Source organism: Hydrophilobacter chitinilyticus, assembly GCF_049860745.1.
In the GTDB taxonomy this organism is placed as follows: domain Bacteria; phylum Pseudomonadota; class Gammaproteobacteria; order Burkholderiales; family Burkholderiaceae_C; genus Rhodoferax_B.
Window position 1 is genome coordinate 523,277 of the sequence record NZ_CP187561.1, and the last position, 17,227, is coordinate 540,503.

Annotated in this window: 17 protein-coding genes; 2 read left to right on the top strand and 15 right to left on the bottom strand. The window is 66.0% G+C overall.

What is annotated here, in order from left to right; translation table 11 throughout:
• Positions 1-5 precede the first annotated feature (5 nt).
• The gene (locus ACPWMG_RS02555) at positions 6-1,286 is read right to left on the bottom strand and encodes an efflux RND transporter periplasmic adaptor subunit (protein ID WP_483303101.1); all 1,281 of its coding nucleotides are present in this window, start codon (positions 1,284-1,286) and stop codon (positions 6-8) included.
• 177 nt (positions 1,287-1,463) lie between these two features.
• Between ACPWMG_RS02555 and ACPWMG_RS02560 the strand changes: the two genes are divergently transcribed.
• The gene (locus ACPWMG_RS02560; protein ID WP_483303102.1) at positions 1,464-2,102 is read left to right on the top strand and encodes a TetR family transcriptional regulator; all 639 of its coding nucleotides are present in this window, start codon (positions 1,464-1,466) and stop codon (positions 2,100-2,102) included.
• Positions 2,103-2,114: 12 nt separating this feature from the next.
• Here the strand turns inward: ACPWMG_RS02560 and ACPWMG_RS02565 are convergent, their stop codons facing one another.
• From ACPWMG_RS02565 to cbiE, 7 genes are all read right to left on the bottom strand, one after another.
• Positions 2,115-3,086, bottom strand: coding sequence for a DedA family protein/thiosulfate sulfurtransferase GlpE (locus ACPWMG_RS02565; RefSeq protein WP_483303103.1), 972 nt, complete (start codon positions 3,084-3,086; stop codon positions 2,115-2,117).
• 127 nt (positions 3,087-3,213) lie between these two features.
• Entirely contained in the window at positions 3,214-4,041 is an 828-nt protein-coding gene (locus ACPWMG_RS02570) for a CbtA family protein (protein WP_483303104.1), read from the bottom strand.
• 12 nt (positions 4,042-4,053) lie between these two features.
• The gene (locus ACPWMG_RS02575) at positions 4,054-4,239 is read right to left on the bottom strand and encodes a CbtB domain-containing protein (protein WP_483303105.1); all 186 of its coding nucleotides are present in this window, start codon (positions 4,237-4,239) and stop codon (positions 4,054-4,056) included.
• Positions 4,240-4,418: 179 nt separating this feature from the next.
• Entirely contained in the window at positions 4,419-5,186 is a 768-nt protein-coding gene (gene cobF, locus ACPWMG_RS02580) for a precorrin-6A synthase (deacetylating) (RefSeq protein ID WP_483303106.1), read from the bottom strand.
• Positions 5,183-5,992, bottom strand: coding sequence for a precorrin-4 C(11)-methyltransferase (gene cobM / locus ACPWMG_RS02585; protein WP_483303107.1), 810 nt, complete (start codon positions 5,990-5,992; stop codon positions 5,183-5,185). The genes cobF and cobM overlap by 4 nt, the downstream gene beginning before the upstream one ends.
• Positions 5,989-6,393, bottom strand: a complete 405-nt coding sequence (locus ACPWMG_RS02590) for a cobalamin biosynthesis protein (protein WP_483303108.1) — start codon at positions 6,391-6,393, stop codon at positions 5,989-5,991. Before ACPWMG_RS02590 ends, cobM begins: the two co-directional genes overlap by 4 nt.
• Positions 6,390-7,580: a precorrin-6y C5,15-methyltransferase (decarboxylating) subunit CbiE gene (cbiE, locus tag ACPWMG_RS02595; protein WP_483303109.1), complete on the bottom strand. Its 1,191-nt coding sequence runs from the start codon at positions 7,578-7,580 to the stop codon at positions 6,390-6,392. The genes ACPWMG_RS02590 and cbiE overlap by 4 nt, the downstream gene beginning before the upstream one ends.
• Here cbiE and ACPWMG_RS02600 point away from each other — a divergent pair.
• The gene (locus ACPWMG_RS02600; protein WP_483303110.1) at positions 7,579-8,328 is read left to right on the top strand and encodes a cobalt-precorrin-6A reductase; all 750 of its coding nucleotides are present in this window, start codon (positions 7,579-7,581) and stop codon (positions 8,326-8,328) included. The two genes, cbiE and ACPWMG_RS02600, sit on opposite strands and share 2 nt — an antisense overlap.
• On the opposite strand, the gene cobJ is transcribed toward ACPWMG_RS02600, so the two are convergent.
• Genes cobJ through cobN form a run of 7 tightly spaced genes read right to left on the bottom strand, consistent with a single transcriptional unit; the run spans position 8,304 to position 17,194 of the window.
• The gene (gene cobJ / locus ACPWMG_RS02605; RefSeq protein ID WP_483303111.1) at positions 8,304-9,038 is read right to left on the bottom strand and encodes a precorrin-3B C(17)-methyltransferase; all 735 of its coding nucleotides are present in this window, start codon (positions 9,036-9,038) and stop codon (positions 8,304-8,306) included. The two genes, ACPWMG_RS02600 and cobJ, sit on opposite strands and share 25 nt — an antisense overlap.
• Entirely contained in the window at positions 9,035-9,766 is a 732-nt protein-coding gene (locus tag ACPWMG_RS02610; protein ID WP_483303112.1) for a precorrin-2 C(20)-methyltransferase, read from the bottom strand. The genes cobJ and ACPWMG_RS02610 overlap by 4 nt, the downstream gene beginning before the upstream one ends.
• On the bottom strand, positions 9,766-10,398 hold the full coding sequence (locus tag ACPWMG_RS02615; RefSeq protein WP_483303113.1) for a precorrin-8X methylmutase: 633 nt from the start codon (positions 10,396-10,398) through the stop codon (positions 9,766-9,768). The genes ACPWMG_RS02610 and ACPWMG_RS02615 overlap by 1 nt, the downstream gene beginning before the upstream one ends.
• Complete coding sequence (cobG, locus tag ACPWMG_RS02620; RefSeq protein WP_483303114.1) at positions 10,382-11,572, bottom strand: precorrin-3B synthase; 1,191 nt, start codon at positions 11,570-11,572, stop codon at positions 10,382-10,384. Before cobG ends, ACPWMG_RS02615 begins: the two co-directional genes overlap by 17 nt.
• Positions 11,573-11,583: 11 nt before the next feature.
• A complete protein-coding gene (locus ACPWMG_RS02625) occupies positions 11,584-12,243 on the bottom strand; it encodes a vWA domain-containing protein (RefSeq protein WP_483303115.1) in 660 nt (219 codons plus the stop codon).
• A gap of 11 nt (positions 12,244-12,254) precedes the next feature.
• Positions 12,255-13,367 carry an AAA family ATPase gene (locus tag ACPWMG_RS02630; protein WP_483303116.1) on the bottom strand — a complete coding sequence of 371 codons (1,113 nt, stop codon included), beginning with the start codon at positions 13,365-13,367 and terminating at the stop codon, positions 12,255-12,257.
• Complete coding sequence (gene cobN / locus ACPWMG_RS02635; protein ID WP_483303117.1) at positions 13,364-17,194, bottom strand: cobaltochelatase subunit CobN; 3,831 nt, start codon at positions 17,192-17,194, stop codon at positions 13,364-13,366. The genes ACPWMG_RS02630 and cobN overlap by 4 nt, the downstream gene beginning before the upstream one ends.
• Between the last annotated feature and the right edge of the window lie 33 nt (positions 17,195-17,227).

A 17,227-nucleotide genomic window follows, 5' to 3' on the forward strand; every position in this document is an offset into this window, starting at 1 on the left:
GCTCCTTACTTGCTGGCAGCCGCCGTGGCCGCAGATGCGGCGGGGGCCTTGGCAGCAGCTGGTGCACCAGCACCCGCAGCCGCCGCAGAGGCGTCAGCAGGTTGCCATGGCACGGGCTTCACCGGGGCGTCGCCGCGCAGCTTCTGGAAGCCGTCGACCATCACTTGGTCGCCGTCTTTCAGGCCGTCGACCACCACCCAGTTGTTGCCCTTGGCCGAGCTGATCTTCACCTTGCGCGGGGCGACCTTGCCGTCGGCACCCACCACCATCACGCTGTCGCCCTTGTTGCCACGGGTGACGGCTTGCTGGGGAACAGGGAAGGCGTTGGCGGCTTGCGACTGCTCCAGGCGCACACGCACATACAGGCCAGGCAGCAGCAGGCCCTTGGGGTTGGGCACTTCAGCGCGCAGCGTGATCTGGCCGGTGGTGGCGTCTACCGTCAGGTCAGAGAACAGCAGGCGGCCAGCCTGGGCGTATTCACCTTGGCCGTCCAGAATGATGCGCACGCTGGCGGCTTCGGTGCCGGGGGCGCGCTTCAATTGGCCGGTTTCCAGGCCACGGCGCAGCGCCAGCACTTCACCTGCCGATTGCGTGAAGTTCACGTACATCGGATTGATTTGCTGGATCACGGCCAAGGCCGTGGCTTCACCCTGGCCCACCAAGGCACCTTCGGTGACCAGCGCGCGGCCAATGCGGCCGGAGATCGGCGCGGTGACCTGGCTGTAGTCCAGATTGATCTTCGCGGTCTGCACGGCGGCCCTGCCCACGGCCACGCTGGCTTCGGCTTGTGCAGCGGCGGCCACGGCGTTCACGTAGTCTTGTTTGCTGATGGCGTTGGCTTCGACCAGTGGCTTGTAGCGCTCGGCCAAGGCCGCAGCCTGCTGCAGGTTCGCTTGCGCGCTGGCCAGCGAGGCCTGCGCGCTTTGGTAAGAGGCTGCGTAAGGTGCGGAGTCGATGGCAAACAGCGGTTGGCCGGCCTTCACATCGCTGCCTTCGGCGAACAGGCGCTTCTGCAGAATGCCGGCGGCGCGGGCACGCACTTCGGCCACACGCGAGGCCTCCAGGCGGCCCGGCAGCTCGTTGACCAGGTCGACTTCACCCAGCTTGACGGTGACGACACCGACTTCGGCAGGGGGAGGCGCGCCGCCACCCGCTTGGGCACCGCCTTCCCCACTCTTTTGGCCGCAGGCGGCGAGCAGGGCCGCAGCGGCCAACACTGAAGGGACTAAAAGCAGGCCACGGATGGACTGCAGCGTAAGACGCTGTTGGGTGCGTTGGAGAGACATGCAATTCCTTCCGGGGGAAATAAGCAACGGGAAACAGGCAGAAAGCGAAAGAGGCGGCGACCACTGGGGTCAGAGACAAACCCCAAATAGTACCGAAATCACGTGAAGTTTTGTATACATACGCTGATGAATGTATAATAGCAGAATTCCATCACAGTAGTAACAAACCCTAAGCAAATGGCGCGCCGCACAAAAGAAGACGCTCAGGCCACGCGAGACCGCTTGCTCGACGAGGCGGAATTGGTGTTCCATGCCAAGGGCGTGTCGCGCAGTTCTCTGGCCGAGATCGCGGAAAACGCGGGTCTCACGCGTGGTGCCATCTACTGGCACTTCAAAGACAAGGCCGATCTGTTCAATGCCATGATGGACCGTGCCACGCTACCGCTGGAAAACGCCATGCAGTTGGTGGGAGCAGAGCAGGGTGTAGACCCGCTGCAAACCTTGCGAGCCACTTTGGTCGACACCTGGCAGCGCATGCTGGATGACGCGCAACTGCGTCGGGTGTTTGAGGTGGCGGTGCACCAAGTCGAATACGTCGAAGAGCTGCGCGCCGTGCGCGAACGCCACCATGCGGTGCGCGAACAGTGCCTGGAGGACTTTCGCCGCGCCATTGAAGCCGGCGCTGCACTACGGGGCGTGACGCTGCGTGTGCCTTCGCACTTGGCCGCGCGTGGCCTGCAGACGCTGGCCTGGGGCTTGATTCAAGACTGGCTGCTCGACACCGAGGCCTTTGAACTGGTGGAGATGGGCGAGACCTCGCTCAACATCTATCTAACCGGACTGGGGCTTGGCGAACCCATTGCGCCCACAAAGTAAGACGCAGGGCGCTCAGTGGGTTGCAGGTGTGGCGTCGGCCTCTACAGCCAACACCACGGCTTCTACAGGGTGGCCGGCCAATGTCCAGGCCTCCAGCCCACCGGCCAACGGGCGCACGTTCTTGCGGCCTTGTGCCAATAACAACTGCGCACCCTGCACGGCAGAGGCTTCATTCGGGCAGTTGCAATACAGTACCACTTCAGCGCCTTCGGGCAGGTTCAGCGCTGTGCCGTCGCGCAGTTCTTGCAAGCTATAGGACTGCGCCCCCGGAATGCGCTGCGGTGCCATCGCCAGGCCGGTGCTGCCGCGCACGTCCACCACCACGGGCGGCACCGCTTGCTGTTGCAGTGCGTGCAGCTGCGCCACCGAGATGCGCGGCATCTCCAGCGCCTGCAGCGCACGCCGACGGCGCCAGTGGCGCACCAGCACCACGCCCAGCACCAGTGCCACCGCAATGGCGGCCGCGCCACCCGCTTGGGACAAGGTGTTCAAAATGGTTTGCACGTGGGCGTTGAAGATCCAGCCCAGTGCCAGAAAGCCGCCCGACCAAATGGCGGCCGACAACAACTCATACGCCAAAAAGCGCGGCAGCGACATGCCCAAGGCGCCCAGCAGTGGCGGCGCGATGAGCGACACGCCGGGCACGTACTTGGCGGTGATCAACGAAGCGCCACCCCAGCGCTGGATGAGCGACTGACTTTGTTGCACGCAGGTGTCGGGCGACATCGAGATGCGGCACAGCAGGCGCAAGATGCGGTAGCCGTATTTGCGGCCCGCGTAAAACCAGGCGCCGTCGCCGATCAGGTTGCCCACGAGCGCGGCCACCACCACATCGAACAGTGGCACCAGGTCGACCGCGATCAGGCTGCCGGCAATCACCAGCAAGGGCGCTGCCGGCACCGGCAGGCCGATACGCGCAGCCGCCGTGGTCAATAAAACCGCTGCCGCCGACTGTGCGGTGATCAACTCCATGAAATCGAACATGCGCTTTACCAGGGTTCGAGGAAAAAATCCGTGTGTGTGACGTCGAATGTTGGAATGCTAACCCGCCCTAAAAAAACGGGCGCTTGAAAACAAGCGCCCGTTTTGATGGCAGTGGTATCACCCAGGATCAAGTCGCGGCAGTGGTCGTTGAAACGCCAGGCCGTACATCAGCCAACACCGGCTTGAGCCAGCGCGTGAACACCCACGCATTCAGCGCACCCAGCAAAACCCAGAACGACAGCGACAACCAGGTGGTAGCCCAAACGAATTGACGTTCAAGCTCGGCCATCTGCGCATGGGCTTCGCCGCTGAAACCCGCCAGTGCATCACCGCTGTGCTGCGGCGCACCCACCACAAAAGGCACAGCCAACAACAATGCGGCCACAGCAAACTTCCAGGTGCGCGTGCCAAAGGCCACTGCCGCACAGGCGAGCCCCGAGCAACCCACGGCCAGCACCCACCAAGCCTGGCGCGCCTGCAAAGCGGCGGCGTCCATGCCCGGTAATTCGGCGTGCAGACCGAGCGACGGCCAGAAATGCAGGCTCAGCCAGCCAGCAGCCGCCACCGCGAAGGCGAGCTTCACGCCCTTGGTTTCGCTCAAAGACTTCACCGCCCGGCGGTATGCCCAAAAGCCCATGGCCGCCAGAGCCAACAGCGCCATGCTGAACGCGTGCAGCACATTTGCCACCCACGTCCAGGCGGTGCGCTCGAAACCTTCGGCGGGCGACCATTCTTCGGCGCCGCCGTGTTCATGCTCGTGCGCGGCGGCATCCGCATGGGTGTGCGTGGCCGTGGCGGCTTCGGGGGCCGCAGGCGCGGTTTCAGTCTTGCTTTCTTCAAACACCTCGGCGGCCAAAATCAGCGGCACGGTCTGCAGGCGTTGCAGCACGGTTTGCGCGCTGCCCAGCAACAAGGCCACGCCCAGCGCGCACCAAATCAATCGTTGAAACAGCATCGCGATGCCTCTTCAGTGGCAGGGTTTGACGGTGACGTGACGCACGTCGTGTGCGGCGTTGTGCAGCAAAGGGCTTTCAGCAAAAGCTACGCCATACAACATCACCAAACCCAGGGCCACGGCACCGGCGAGTTGCCAGGTGATGCTGGAGGTTTGGGCGGCTGCGGGGTTGGCGGCAGAGATGGGAGGTGTCGTCATTTCAGGTTCCTTGTTGGTGAGTGGTTGGATGGTCTTGGCAATAAAGCTAGGCAGACGTGGCTGTCGATGCGGCGGTCAAGAAAAGCGGCATCGTGGCTTGGCACAGAGGTTGGCCGGATGATAGCGCGCGTCGTTCAATGGACATAGGTGTCTTATGGGGCATGACGGGTTATGACGGGTCATGATGGATCGCGGCGCAGCAAGTAAGTGTCCATGATCCAGCCATGCGCGTTGCGGGCCGCTTGGCGTTCAGCCAAAATTTTTTCGCGCACTTGCGCCATGGGGCCGCTGATGCACAGCTGCTCGGGCATGCCCAGGTAAGCACCCCACCAAATGTGGAGGTGCGTGGGCTCTAGCTGCATGAATGAACATTCGCCATCCAGCATCACGGCAATGGTATCCACGCCCGCAGGCCAGCCGTGGGTGCGCAGGTGGCGGCCGGTGGTGATGGTGACGGGCGCGTTGATCTCGTTCAACGGCATGGCATGCGCGGCGGTGAGCGCCTGCAGTGCCGTGATGCCGGGCACCACAGAAACGCGCAGTGGCAGATGCTGGCGCAGGCGGTCGGCAATGCGCAGCGTGCTGTCGTACAACGACGGGTCGCCCCACACCAGCAGCGCCAAACGCCCGCCGTTCGGCAGGTGGGTGTGGATGTGCTGGCGCCACACCTCGGCAATGGCGTCGTGCCACTGGTTCACGCCGGCTTGGTAACTGGGGTTAGCGTTGTCGCCCGCATCACGCACGGGCATGTCGAACTCGACCACGCGGGTGTGGGGGTTGGTGACCACGGCCGCGCACAAGGCGTGGCGCAACTCTGCCAAGTCCGCTTTGTTGCCGCTTTTGCGCGGCACCAAAATCAAATCCGCTGCATTCAGCGCGACCGCACCTTGGCGCGTCAGGTGATCGGGGTTGCCGGTGCCGATGCCGACGAGGCTGAGGTCAATCACGTTGCGTTCGCCTCGGGCGCTGCATCAGGGTTTCCAGGAAAGCGCGGCGCGGTGCCCACGGGGCGGTAACGCCGGTCGTAGTCTTCGGCGTACAGGCGGCTTTTGGCAAAGTCTTCGGCGCCGAGGGTGTGGCCCACCAGAATCAGCGCCGTGCGCTCCATGCTGTCGCCCACGGCCGCTTCAATCGTTGCCAGTGTGCCGCGCACCACACGTTCGTCTGGCCAGCTGGCGCGCCACACCACGGCCACGGGGCAGTCAGGCCCGTAGTGCGGCGATAGCTCGGCCACCACGCGTGGCAGCACGTGGATGGACAGGTGGATGGCCAGCACCGCGCCGGTGACCGCAAAGTGCGCCAACGCTTCAGACTCGGGCATGGCCGATGCGCGGCCCGAGGTGCGTGTGAGCACCACCGATTGCGTGAGCCCCGGCAACGTCAACTCTGCGCCCAGCGTGGCCGCCGCTGCCGCAAACGACGGCACACCGGGCGTGACGGTGTAAGGAATGCCTGCCTCGCGCAGCGCGCGCAGCTGTTCGCCCATGGCCGACCACACTGACAAGTCGCCCGAATGCAGCCGCGCCACATCGTGGCCCAGGGCATGTGCGGCCGCGATCTCGGCCATGATCTGGTCGAGCGACAGCGGTGCCGTGTTGACCTTATGTGCACCCGGCGGGCAGTGGGCCAACACACCTTCGGGCACCAGCGAACCAGCGTACAAACACACCGGGCTGGCGGCGATCAAGTCGCGCCCGCGCAAGGTGAGGAGGTCGGGGGCGCCGGGGCCGGCGCCAATGAAGTGAACGGTCATGAATTTCTACTTTCTGCAATAGCGGCGGTAGCCGTGCCGTCAGGTGCCTGGCAGCGCGTGGCCACCAACCGTGCGCCCGGCCCGGCGCCTGCAAGGGCCGAAGCTTCCGAGAGACTGCGGTGGCCGTAACGCGCCGGCACGGCCGCGCTGGGTGCGGCGTTTTGTGAAGCGAGCAACGCCAAGGGAATGGCGAGGATGGGGAGATTCAGTTCGGCGGCCAGTTGGGTGAAGGCGGGCGCATCGGCCTTGTCTTCGGCCGTGGCCAGCGCTGTCAAAGTCGGCGTGGTGGGGCAGGTGGATGATGCGTTGGTGAGGGCTGCATTCAACGCTGTGCGCAACGAGACCGTGGTCGCCGCACTGCGGAACCCAAGGCCAGCGACACACGCGTGGTTAGCCCTCACAACACCGCGCTCCACTGCACCAGTGGCCGGCTCGGCACCCAGCCGCGCATGCGGCCCAAGGGGGCCGTGTGGGCCAGTTCAATGCGCAGCAGGTCGCCGCCCATGCGCGCTTGCAACTGCAGCAGCAGGGCTTCGGTTTCCAACGTGACGGCGTTGACCACCAAACGGCAGCCGTGCGGCGCCAAGGCCTTCAGCGCGTTGAACAGGGTTTCGTCAAATCCACCACCGACAAAAATGGCTTGTGGTTGGGCCAGGCCCGCGAGCATTTCCAGGGCTTGGCCGTGCACCACTGTCAGCGCCTGCGCCAAACCATAAGCTTGCACATTTGTTCGGATGTTCTGCACACGTGCCGTGTGTTGCTCCACGGCCGTGGCGTGGCCACCTGCCAGGCACCACTCCACCGCGATGGAGCCCGAGCCCGCGCCCAGGTCCCATAGGTGTTGGCCGGGGCGCGGCGCCAAGGCCGCGAGGGTGATGGCCCGCACCGGGGCCTTGGTGATTTGGCCGTCGTGCGCAAAATCCGCGTCGGGCCGGCCGGGGCTGTGCGAGAGACCTGCCGCGCCCGTCACGTCTACGGCCACCGCTACGGGGGCTTGTACGTCGGCGAGCGCATAGTCTCGTGCGGTGGTGTGGCGCACGCGCTCGTTCGGCCCGCCCAGCGCTTCCAGCACCCAGAGCGGGCTGCTGCCAAAGCCAAGGGCTGTGAGCCACTGTGCGTAGTCGTCCACCGCCGCACCATCGCGCAGCAGGCATATCAAGCGTTGGCCGGCATGCAGGGCGCTGCGGCTGTGGGCAAATGCGGTGGCGTGCAGGCCGAAGCAATGCGTGGCCTCCAGGCGCCAGCCCAGGCGTGCGGCCGCCAGTGAAAAGGTGGAGGGGGCCGGGTAGGCCGTCCATTCGCTGGACTGCAAGTGCGCCGACAAGCTACCACCCGCGCCAAACCAGAATGGATCGCCCGAAGCCAGCACCGCCACACGCTGTCCGCGCAACGCCAGCACCGGTGCTACGTCGAACGGCACCGGCCAGGCCCGGCCACGTGTGCCCACTTGCGCCAGCGCCAAATGGCGCGGGCCGCCAAACACATGCTGCGCTTGCTGCAGCGCCAGGCGGCTACCATCCGACATGCCGGCCAGACCATCTTCTCCCATGCCAATGATCGACAACCAGGGTTCAAAAACTTCAGACATGCCACGTGTTCTCGTGTTGGGCGGCACGACCGAGGCCAGCCAGTTGGCGCGCGCCTTGGCTGGCGCACACATCGACGCCATTTTTTCTTACGCCGGCCGCGTGGCAGCGCCGCTGGCCCAGCCCATTCCCACCCGTGTGGGCGGCTTTGGCGGGCCAGACGGTTTGCAGGCTTGGTTGGCCGCAGAACACATCACCCATGTGGTGGACGCCACCCATCCGTTCGCCGCGCAAATGAGCCGCAACGCCGTGGCGGCTTGCGCGGCCGCAGGCGTGCCTTTGCTGGCGTTGGAGCGCCCCGCGTGGGTGGCGCAAGCCGGTGACGATTGGCGCCATGTGGCCGATATCGACGGTGCGGTGGCCGCTTTGCCTGCGCAGGCTGCGCGTGTGTTTCTGGCCATCGGCCGGCAACATGTCGAGCCCTTTCTGGCGCATGCGCAGCACTGGTTTTTGCTGCGCCTGGTAGACCCCGCACCTGAGCTGCACCTGGCCCACGGCGAGGTGCTGTTGGCGCGCGGCCCGTTCACCGCTGAGGGCGACACGCAGTTGATGCAAACACACGGCATCACGCACATCGTCGCCAAGAACGCGGGTGGCGCGGGCGCTGAAGCCAAGCTGTTGGCCGCACGTGCTTTGGGCCTGCCGGTGATCTTGATTGACCGGCCAGCGTTGCCCGCCCGCTCCACGGTGGGCAGCGTGGCCGAAGTGCTGCATTGGCTTGGCGCTCACAAGGCTGACCTCGGCGTGTAAACGAATCTGCCCACGCGTCGCGTCGCTGAGTTGCCCACGATCACCACGGTGCGCATGTCGGCCATGTCGGCCGTGGCTTCTGCCAATGTCACGGTGTGAATGTGTTCCTCTGGCGTGGACACGGCGCGCGCAAAAATGATCAACCGCTCGGGGCCACACACCTCGCGCAGCACCTGCAAGATGCGGCCAAAGGTTTCGGGCCGGCTGGCGGAGCGCGGGTTGTAGAAGGCCATGGCAAAGTCGGCCCCGGCGGCCGCGCGCACCCGCGCTTCAATCAGGCTGGCGGGCTTAAGGTTGTCGCTGAGGTTGATGGTGCAGAAGTCGTGGCCCAGCGGCGCACCGGCCTTGGCCGCAGCGGCCAGCATGGCGGTGATGCCGGGCAGGATGCGAATGTCGAGTGCTTGCCACTGTGGTTCACCTTCGAGCGCTTCCATCACGGCCGCCGCCATGGCAAACACGCCGGGGTCGCCGGATGAGACCACCACCACCTTGCGGCCTTCTGCGGCCATGGCGAGTGCGGCGCGCGCGCGGTCGAGTTCCACGCGGTTGTCCGAGGCGTGCAGAGTCAGCCCATCGCGCGGGGCGATGCGGCGCACATAGGGGATGTAGCCCACCACGTCGGTCGCATCGGCCAAGGCGGCGCTCACCTCAGGCGTGATGAGCTGCTCGTCACCCGGGCCCAGGCCGGCGATGCACAACCAGCCGCTCATGGCTGCACCTCCGGGCGTCGGCCTTGGCCGTGCACCAGCACAATGGCGAAGTAGGGACAGTCGCTGCCGTCCACGTCGGCCAGCGGCACCACGCGTTGGCCGGGCATGGTGCCACGTTCCACCAGCCAGGCTTGGTGCAGGCGGCCGGTGTCGCTCAAGGCGCGGCGCACACGGGGCAGATTGCGGCCGGTTTTCATGATCACCAGCGCGTCAGCGGTTTGCATGTGGCGCACCAGGTCGGCTTCGGGCAGCGTGCCCATCAGCACCGTCATCACGTCGTCGCCCCAGGTGAAGGGGGTTTGGATGGTGTTCCAGCATCCCACCATGCCGGGAATGCCAGGAATCACTTCCACCGTGGCGCGGCCTTGCAGGCGTGTGTGCAAGTGCATGAACGAGCCGTAGAAAAAAGGGTCGCCCTCGCACAGCACCACCACATCTTGCGTGCGCGCCAGGTCGGCCAGGCGTGTGGCCCAGTCGTCGTAGAACGTGGCCAGGCTGTGGTTGTATTCGGGGCTGTCGAAGGCCAACTCGGTGGTCACCGGGTACTCCATGGGGTACTCGGTCACGCCCGGGGCCAGCATGTGTTCGACGATGCGGCGCGCCTGGCCCGGCCGACCCATCTTGCGAAAGTAGGCCACGTGTTGCGCGCTGCGGATGGTGCGGTCGGCGCGCACACTCATCAGGTCAGGGTCGCCAGGGCCCAGGCCGGCGCAAAGGATGCGGCCCATCAAATCTCCCTCCGGCTGGCCAGCGCGTTGATGGCCGCCACGGTGATGGCCGAGCCGCCCAGCCGCCCCAGCACCACCATGGCGGGCACCGGGGGCGCGGCCCACAGCGCGGCCTTGGATTCCACCGCACCCACAAAACCCACAGGGCAGCCGATGATGGCGGCCGGGCGCGGGCACGTGGGGTCTTGCAGCATGTTCAGCAGATGGAAGAGGGCGGTGGGCGCATTGCCGATCGCCACCACGGCCCCTGCCAAATGCGGGCGCCACAACTCCAGCGCAGCGGCGCTGCGGGTGTTGCCGATGCTTTTGGCGAGCGCCGGTACAGCCTCGTTTTGCAAAGTGCAGATGACCTGGTTCTGCGCGGGCAGGCGTGTGCGGGTGATGCCTTCGCTCACCATGCGCACGTCGCACAAGATGGGCGCCCCGGCTTCCAGCGCGGCGCGTGTGGCTTCGGCCATGCCCGGGGTGAAGTGCACGTGGGCTTCAAGTCCCACCATGCCGGTGGCGTGCACCATGCGCACCACGGCGGCTTCTTCAACGGGGGTAAAGCGTGCCAAGTCCGCTTCAGCGCGGATGATGGCAAACGATTGGCGGTAGATGGCAGAGCCATCGGTTTCATATTCGTGGCGCATGCGACAAGTGTTGGAGATGAGAGGCCACCGCCGCAGCATCGAGTGCGCGCCGGGTGGGCGCAGATGCGGCGGTGCCGTGGGGAATGAGGTTAAAGCCAGCGGCCGTGGCCACCAGCGTGAGGGTGGCACCGGGGTGCGCGCAGCCTTTGCTGCAGCCCGAGACGTGGAGCACCTGGCCGTGTGGCACCAGTGCGGCCCAGTCGCGTGCGAACGAGCGTGTGGGGCCGGCGGCTTGGGTGCAGCCCGGTGCGCCGGTGCAGGCGGCCACGCGCAGGCGTGCGTCGTTGTCTTGGGTGATCAGACCTTCGAGCGTGGGCAGTTGTGGCAGACCTTCAATCAACAGGCTGCGCCAGGGTGTGACGCGTAACGGCCCTAACGCGGCCAAAGCGGCCAAGGTTTCTGCAGGCAACTGGCCGAACTCAAAGCCCACTACGCAGCCTTGCGGCACCAGGCCCAAGGGTGGTGCTGCGGGTGTGACGTTGCGGCGCGGCACGGCGTTGAAGCGGTGAGGCAATGCGGTGTTGGCGACCAGCGCCGCCATGCGGCCACGCCCTGATTGCATGCCACCGGCATCGACAAACCATTGCGCGAGTTCAAGGGCCAGCGGCGCCACTTCATTGTGTGTGGCCGGCGCGCCATGTGTGCTGCCATCGGCACACACCAGGACGCCGGTGGCGCTGCGCTCGATGCGGATGTCGGCCGAGCAGGCACGCAGCACCGGGCTTTCGCCACAGTCCAACGCAAAGCCAAACTTGCTGGGCAGCGTGGGGGCGTGGGGCGATGCCAGGGCCGCCATCAGCGCTTGGGCCAGGTCGGTCGTGCCGTCGTCTACTTGCCAAAACGGCGTGATGAGCAGGTTGCGGCGGGCCTCAGAATCCGGACTGGTGTCGACCAACTGCAGGGCTTGTAATTCGCGCATCAGCGCCGGGTGGTCGGCAGCGGCCACGCCGCGCAACTGGATGTTGGCGCGGCTGGTCAGGTCGAGCATGGGCCAGGCGTAGCGGCTGGCGAGGTGCGCAATGCCTTGGGCTTGCACTACCGTCAAGCGGCCGCCCGGCGGCCGGATGCGCACCACCAGTCCATCGCCCGAAGGCATGGGGCGCAGCGCGCCAGGGCACCAGCCGTAGACCTGCGGCTGCGCTGGGGCGATGTTGGTTTGGGATGCGGCGTTCATCGGTCGCTCAATCAATTCCATTCAGCGTGGTGACGATAGTCTGCGTCCCAGGCTTGCGCCAGTTGTGCCGCGCGGGCCAGCGGCAACCGGGCGGCTTCAAAATCGATCACCCCAATGGCATCGGCCGAAGCCGGGCGTGCGGGCGCTTCGCGGCTGCGGCCGTCGGTCAGCAGCCACAGCAGGCGGCGGCTGGCGTGGCTGCGGCGCAGCAATTGTTCTGCTGACGCAATGCCCAAACTCAAAGGCGTGCCGCCGCCCCCGCCAATGGGGTTGACCCAAGCGTCGTTCCACACCGCAGCGCGGCGCGGCGACAGTTGCAGCTGTACGCCCGTGCCGGAGAAACACAGCAAGGCCACCTGATGGCGCCCACGGTAGGCCTCTTCCATCATGGCCAATAGCAAACCCTTGGCGCGGGCCAGCGCGCCGCCGATGCGCATGGAAGCAGAACAGTCGAGCAGAAAACAATGCAGCTCGCTGTCGACCGGCGTGGCGGGATGGTGCCGCAAATGTTCTGCGCGCAAAGGCGCGGCGCCGCGTGCCGACAAGGTGCGTGGCCAATGGATGGGCGTGGGCGGGCGTAGCGCCGCCGAGGCGCGCGCTGCTTTGAGCGTGCGCCGGGTAGGTGTACCGCTGAGCCCTCCATCGCGCTGGCGATCACCAGCATCTGCCACCGATGGAGGGCTCAGGCTTTTTTTGCCGAGGCCCGCTCGGTGAGGGTTTGCAGCAAGGGCCGCAGCGGTTTGATGCGTTCGGTGCCGGTGGGTTCTGGGGGCATGGCGCCCCATGCGCCATCGGCAGCATTCTTACCATTCGCACCATCTGAGCCGTCGTCGTTGCGATGGTCTTGGAGCGCGTTCTGGTTGGTGTTGCTCGTGCTGCTGTTGGAGCTTTGAGCGGCAGGGTTGTGCTGCGCTTCTGGATGGCGCCGGTGCGCCAACACCAGCTCTGCCACGCGGTGCACATGCGCGGCGGCCACGGCTTCGGCGCCCTCCAGCGCGGCCAGCGCGCGGGCGGCGCGCAGCATCACCAGGTCGGCACGCAAACCATCTACCAGTGCGGCGATACACAAGCCGCCAACCAGGGTGTGCACGGCATCACTCACCGGCAACGCGAGCGGTTCGCTGAGCCTTGCACGGGCTGCATTCAAGCGTGCTTGTTGATCGGCTTGTGCGGCGGCGTAGCGCGCGCGAAACGCCACCGGGTCGGCATCAAAACTCAGCCGCGCGCGCACCACGGCCTGGCGTTGCGCGGGTTCGGTAAGGTTGTGCAGCCGCACCGACAAACCAAAGCGGTCGAGCAACTGCGGGCGCAATTCGCCTTCCTCCGCATTCATGGTGCCAATGAGCACAAAGCGCGCGGCGTGGGCTTGCGAGATGCCGTCGCGCTCGACCACGTTGACGCCGCTAGCAGCCGCATCCAGCAGCGTATCGACCAGGCCGTCTTGCAGCAGGTTGACTTCATCGACATACAACACACCACCGTGTGCGCGGGCCAACAGGCCGGGGGCAAATTGCACGGCGTGGCCGCCGAGTGCGGTGGCTAGATCCAGCGTGCCAGCGAGTTGCTCCAGGCTGGCGCTGAGGGGTAGCGTGACGAAAGGCGCATCGCCCAACAACTCGGCCAGCGCGCGGGCGGCGGTGGACTTGGCGGTGCCGCGCGGGCCTTCAATCAGCACACCGCCGAGGGCGGGGTCGGCGGCGGCCAGCAGCAGGGCTTCGGTCAACGCGGGTTGGCCGGCGATGGCGGAGAACGGGAACAGCGGCGGCAAGCTTGCCGACAAATGTGGAGCGGTCATTTCGAAACTCCTTCGAGGCGTTGCTCGTGGTCGAGCAGCAGGTCTTCTAGTTGTGTGCGGTAGTCGCCGGGCTCTTGCCACAGGCCGCGCGCCATGGCTTCGAGCAGGCGGTTCAGCATGTCTTGCAAGGCGCGCGGGTTGTGCTGTTGCACAAAGGCGCGGGTGTGCTCGTCCAGCACATAGGCGTCGGCCACCATGGCGTATTGGTGGTCGCCCACCACGCGGGCCGTGGCATCAAAGCCGAACAGGTAGTCCACGGTGTCGGCCATCTCGAACGCGCCTTTGTAGCCGTGGCGCTTCACGCCTTCAATCCACTTGGGGTTGACCACGCGGGTGCGCACCACGCGCGCAATTTCTTCTTTTAGGGTGCGGATGCGTGGTGCCGCCGGGTTGCCGTGGTCGCCGTGGTACATCGCCGGTTGGCGACCACTCAGGTGGCGCACGGCAGCGGCCATGCCGCCCTGGAATTGGTAGTAGTCGTTAGAGTCCAGCAGGTCGTGTTCGCGGCTGTCCTGGTTTTGCGCGACGGCGTCCATCACTTCCAGCCGGCGCGTCAACGCGCCTTGGGCCGGCACACCGTCACTGCCACTGCCGTAGGCATAGGAGCCCGCGCCCACATAGGCGGTGCTCAGGTCGGCGTCGTCTTGCCACTGGCCGCTTTGGAACAAGGCGTGCAGGCCCGCGCCGTAGTGGCCAGGTGCCGAACCGAAGACGCGCCAACCGGCCTGGGTGCGGGCGGTCGCGGCGTCCAGCCCTGCGGTTTGCAGCGCTTGGGCTTCACGCAGGATGCGCGCGCGAATGGGGTTGTCGTTGGCGTCTTCGTCTTCTTGCGCGGCCACGGCTTGCACGGCGGCATCGAACATGTGCACGGCGCTGGGAAAGGCGTCGCGAAAGAAGCCAGAGATGCGCAGCGTCACGTCGATGCGCGGGCGGTGGATGCCCACGATGGGCAGCACTTCAAAGTCCACCACACGTTGGCTGCCTGCCGCCCACTTGGGGCGCACCCCAATCAATGCAAAGGCTTGCGCCAGATCATCACCGCCGGTGCGCATGGTCGAGGTGCCCCAGACCGACAGGCCGATGGACTGTGGGTAGTCGCCATGGTCTTGCAGGTGCCGCTCCACCAGGCGCTCGGCCGACTTCATGCCGAGCGACCAGGCCGTGGGCGTGGGGATGGCACGTGTGTCGATGGTGTAGAAATTGCGCCCCGTGGGCAGCACGTCGGGCCGACCGCGCGACGGTGAACCGCTGGGGCCGGGGGGCACAAAACGGCCGTCCAAGGCATTCACCAAATGGTGCAGCTCGTCATGACCACAGGTATCGAGCGCGGGCGCCAGGGTGGCGTGTACACGGGCCAGCACCGCTTGGGTGGCCGGTAGGTTCAACGCAGATGCGTCGTTTTCTACAAGCTGCTGCGCCAACAGCTCCAGCCGCTCGCGTGTATCGCCGTGGTGCCGCCACGGGCTATCGCTCACGGCTTGCAGCAACGCGGGGCGTGCGCCAGTCCATGGGGTGGCGGGCTCGATGTCTAGCGGGTTGAATGTGGTGTCATTCAGCAGATCGGCTGCCAGCGCGCTCAACAGGCTGGCGTTCGCGCCTTGGCCGTCACCAGAGGGGTAGCGCGCCAACGCCACCAAGGTGTCGCGCCGTTGCACACCTTGCGGCGAGGTGCCGAAGATGTGCAGGCCGTCGCGGATCTGCGCTTCCTTCAACTCGCACAGGTAGGCATCGACGCGCGCCAGAATGGTGTCGTCATCAGCCTCGAGTGCGGGCACCGGCAGGTCGATTTCTTCGGCCAAACGTTGCTGGCGCACGGTGGCCAAAATCTGGCTGCGCAGCAGTTTGGCGCGGCGGCCGTCGACCAAGATGGCGTCGTAGTACTCATCCACCAGGCGCTCCAGGTCTTGCATGGGGCCGTGGTTTTCGGCGCGCGTGAGCGGCGGCATCAGGTGGTCGATGATGACCGCCTGGGTGCGGCGTTTGGCCTGCGCGCCTTCACCGGGGTCGTTGACGATGAAGGGGTAGATGTTGGGCAGCGGGCCGAGCACGGCATCGGGCCAGCAGGTGGCCGAGAGCGCCAGGCTTTTGCCGGGCAGCCATTCGAGGTTGCCGTGTTTGCCCACGTGCACCACGGCGTCAATCACAAACACATCGCGCAGCCAGAAGTAGAAGGCCAGGTAGTGGTGCGGCGGCACCTGCTCGGCGTCGTGGTAACTGGCGTAGTCGGCCATGCCGTCCACCCTATGGTTGCGCGCGGGTTGAATGCCCACAAACACCTGGCCCAAACGCAAACCGGCAATCATGAAGCGGCCTTGGCGCAGCATAGGGTCTTGTGCGGGCGCGCCCCAGCGGGCGGTGATGACGGCGGCCATGCCGTCGGGCAGGGCGGCTAAACGCTGTTCGTAGTCGGCCAAGGCATAACTTTGGAATGCCGGGCGGGCAGGCCATTGGGTGGGGTCGTTGGCCACGCCTTGTTGCAGGGCGTGCATCAGCGCATCGCCATCGGCCGGCATATGGTCTGCGCTGCCGGTGTGATAGCCCTGTGCCGTCAGGCGCTGCAGGATGGCCATCACCGAGGCGGGGGTGTCCAGCCCCACGCCGCTGCCGATGCGGCCCTCGCTGCCGGGGTAGTTGGCCAGCACCAGCGCCACGCGTTTGGCGCTGGCGGGCAGGCTGCGTAGGCGGCACCATTGGCGCGCCAGCGCGGCCACAAAGGCAATGCGGTCGGGCTCGGGCTGGTAGCGCACCACGTCGGTTTGCGTCAGCTCGCTGCGGTAGGCCAGGCCTTTGAAGCTGATGGCGCGGGTGACGATGCGGCCATCCATTTCGGGCAGCACGATTTGCATCGCGATGTCGCGCGGCAGCAGGCCTTGGCTGTCGGCCAGCCAGTCTTCACGGTTGCCACCGCTGACGATGACTTGCAGCACCGGCGCGTCGCCCACCAGCGCAGCTTGCGCCTGGCCGTCGATGGATTCGTGTGCGCCCAACGCCGCAAACGCGGTGGTGTTTAGCACCAACTGAACCTGGTGCTCGGTGCATAGGCCACGAAACGCGGCCAGGCACATCGGGTCTTTTAATGAATCGAGCGCCACGGGCAGCGCGTTCAGCCCCTGTGTGCGCAGGGCTTGGGCCAATGCATCAAACACCGCCGTGTTGCCGGCTTGCAGGTGTGAGCGGTAGAACACGATGGCTACCACCGGTGCATCCTGCAGCCAACCGGCGCGCACATCTTCCATGGTGGCGACATCGTGTGCGGTGGCCAGGCCCCACGGCGCGTACAGGGCCACGGGGGGCAGCAGGCGGGGCGGCAGTGGTGCGGCGCCGTGGTCTAGTCCGTGGAAGGCCAGCGCACGCAGAAACTGCTGCGCATTGCCGCTCCCGCCAGCGCGCAGGTATTGCCACAGTTGGCGGCACACGGCGCGTGGCAGGGTGCTGTGCGCCAGCAGGGTTTCATCTTCTTGCAGGTCGCCCGAGAACATCGCCAGGTGCTGGCCTTGGCGGCGCGCCAGGTTGCTGATTTCTTGAATGCCGTAAGGCCAGGCCGAGTCGCCGCCCAGGTGGTCAACCACCACCACTTTGGCGTGGCGCAGCACCTGGTCGATGTAGAGATCGAGTGACGCAGGCTGGCGCAGGTAGGCCAGGTTGGCAAGGCGCAGCGTGGGGTAGTCGGACGTGTTCGCTGTAAGAGCTTCAAGCGCCGAGGCCAGCAGCGACAGCTTGGTGTCGGCCGAACTCAGCACCACAATTTCGGCGGGCGTTTGGTCGAGTTGTGCGACCACGCCGTCGTCTTCCACAAAGCCGCCAGGGCGCGTGCTGAGCAAGTGCATGGGGCGGCTTTGTGAGGCGGTAGACGGCGGTTG

Bases quoted from the DNA above. Each gene is read 5' to 3' on its own strand.
- cobN (WP_483303117.1), bottom strand. From the start codon at position 17,194: ATGCACTTGCTCAGCACGCGCCCTGGCGGCTTTGTGGAAGACGACGGC.
- ACPWMG_RS02560 (WP_483303102.1), top strand. From the start codon at position 1,464: ATGGCGCGCCGCACAAAAGAAGACGCTCAGGCCACGCGAGACCGCTTG.
- ACPWMG_RS02565 (WP_483303103.1), bottom strand. From the start codon at position 3,086: ATGTTCGATTTCATGGAGTTGATCACCGCACAGTCGGCGGCAGCGGTT.
- ACPWMG_RS02555 (WP_483303101.1), bottom strand. From the start codon at position 1,286: ATGTCTCTCCAACGCACCCAACAGCGTCTTACGCTGCAGTCCATCCGT.
- ACPWMG_RS02610 (WP_483303112.1), bottom strand. From the start codon at position 9,766: ATGGGCCGCATCCTTTGCGCCGGCCTGGGCCCTGGCGACCCTGACCTG.
- cbiE (WP_483303109.1), bottom strand. From the start codon at position 7,580: ATGTCTGAAGTTTTTGAACCCTGGTTGTCGATCATTGGCATGGGAGAA.
- ACPWMG_RS02630 (WP_483303116.1), bottom strand. From the start codon at position 13,367: ATGACCGCTCCACATTTGTCGGCAAGCTTGCCGCCGCTGTTCCCGTTC.
- ACPWMG_RS02600 (WP_483303110.1), top strand. From the start codon at position 7,579: ATGCCACGTGTTCTCGTGTTGGGCGGCACGACCGAGGCCAGCCAGTTG.
- cobG (WP_483303114.1), bottom strand. From the start codon at position 11,572: ATGAACGCCGCATCCCAAACCAACATCGCCCCAGCGCAGCCGCAGGTC.
- ACPWMG_RS02570 (WP_483303104.1), bottom strand. From the start codon at position 4,041: ATGCTGTTTCAACGATTGATTTGGTGCGCGCTGGGCGTGGCCTTGTTG.
- cobM (WP_483303107.1), bottom strand. From the start codon at position 5,992: ATGACCGTTCACTTCATTGGCGCCGGCCCCGGCGCCCCCGACCTCCTC.
- ACPWMG_RS02575 (WP_483303105.1), bottom strand. From the start codon at position 4,239: ATGACGACACCTCCCATCTCTGCCGCCAACCCCGCAGCCGCCCAAACC.
- ACPWMG_RS02615 (WP_483303113.1), bottom strand. From the start codon at position 10,398: ATGCGCCACGAATATGAAACCGATGGCTCTGCCATCTACCGCCAATCG.
- cobJ (WP_483303111.1), bottom strand. From the start codon at position 9,038: ATGAGCGGCTGGTTGTGCATCGCCGGCCTGGGCCCGGGTGACGAGCAG.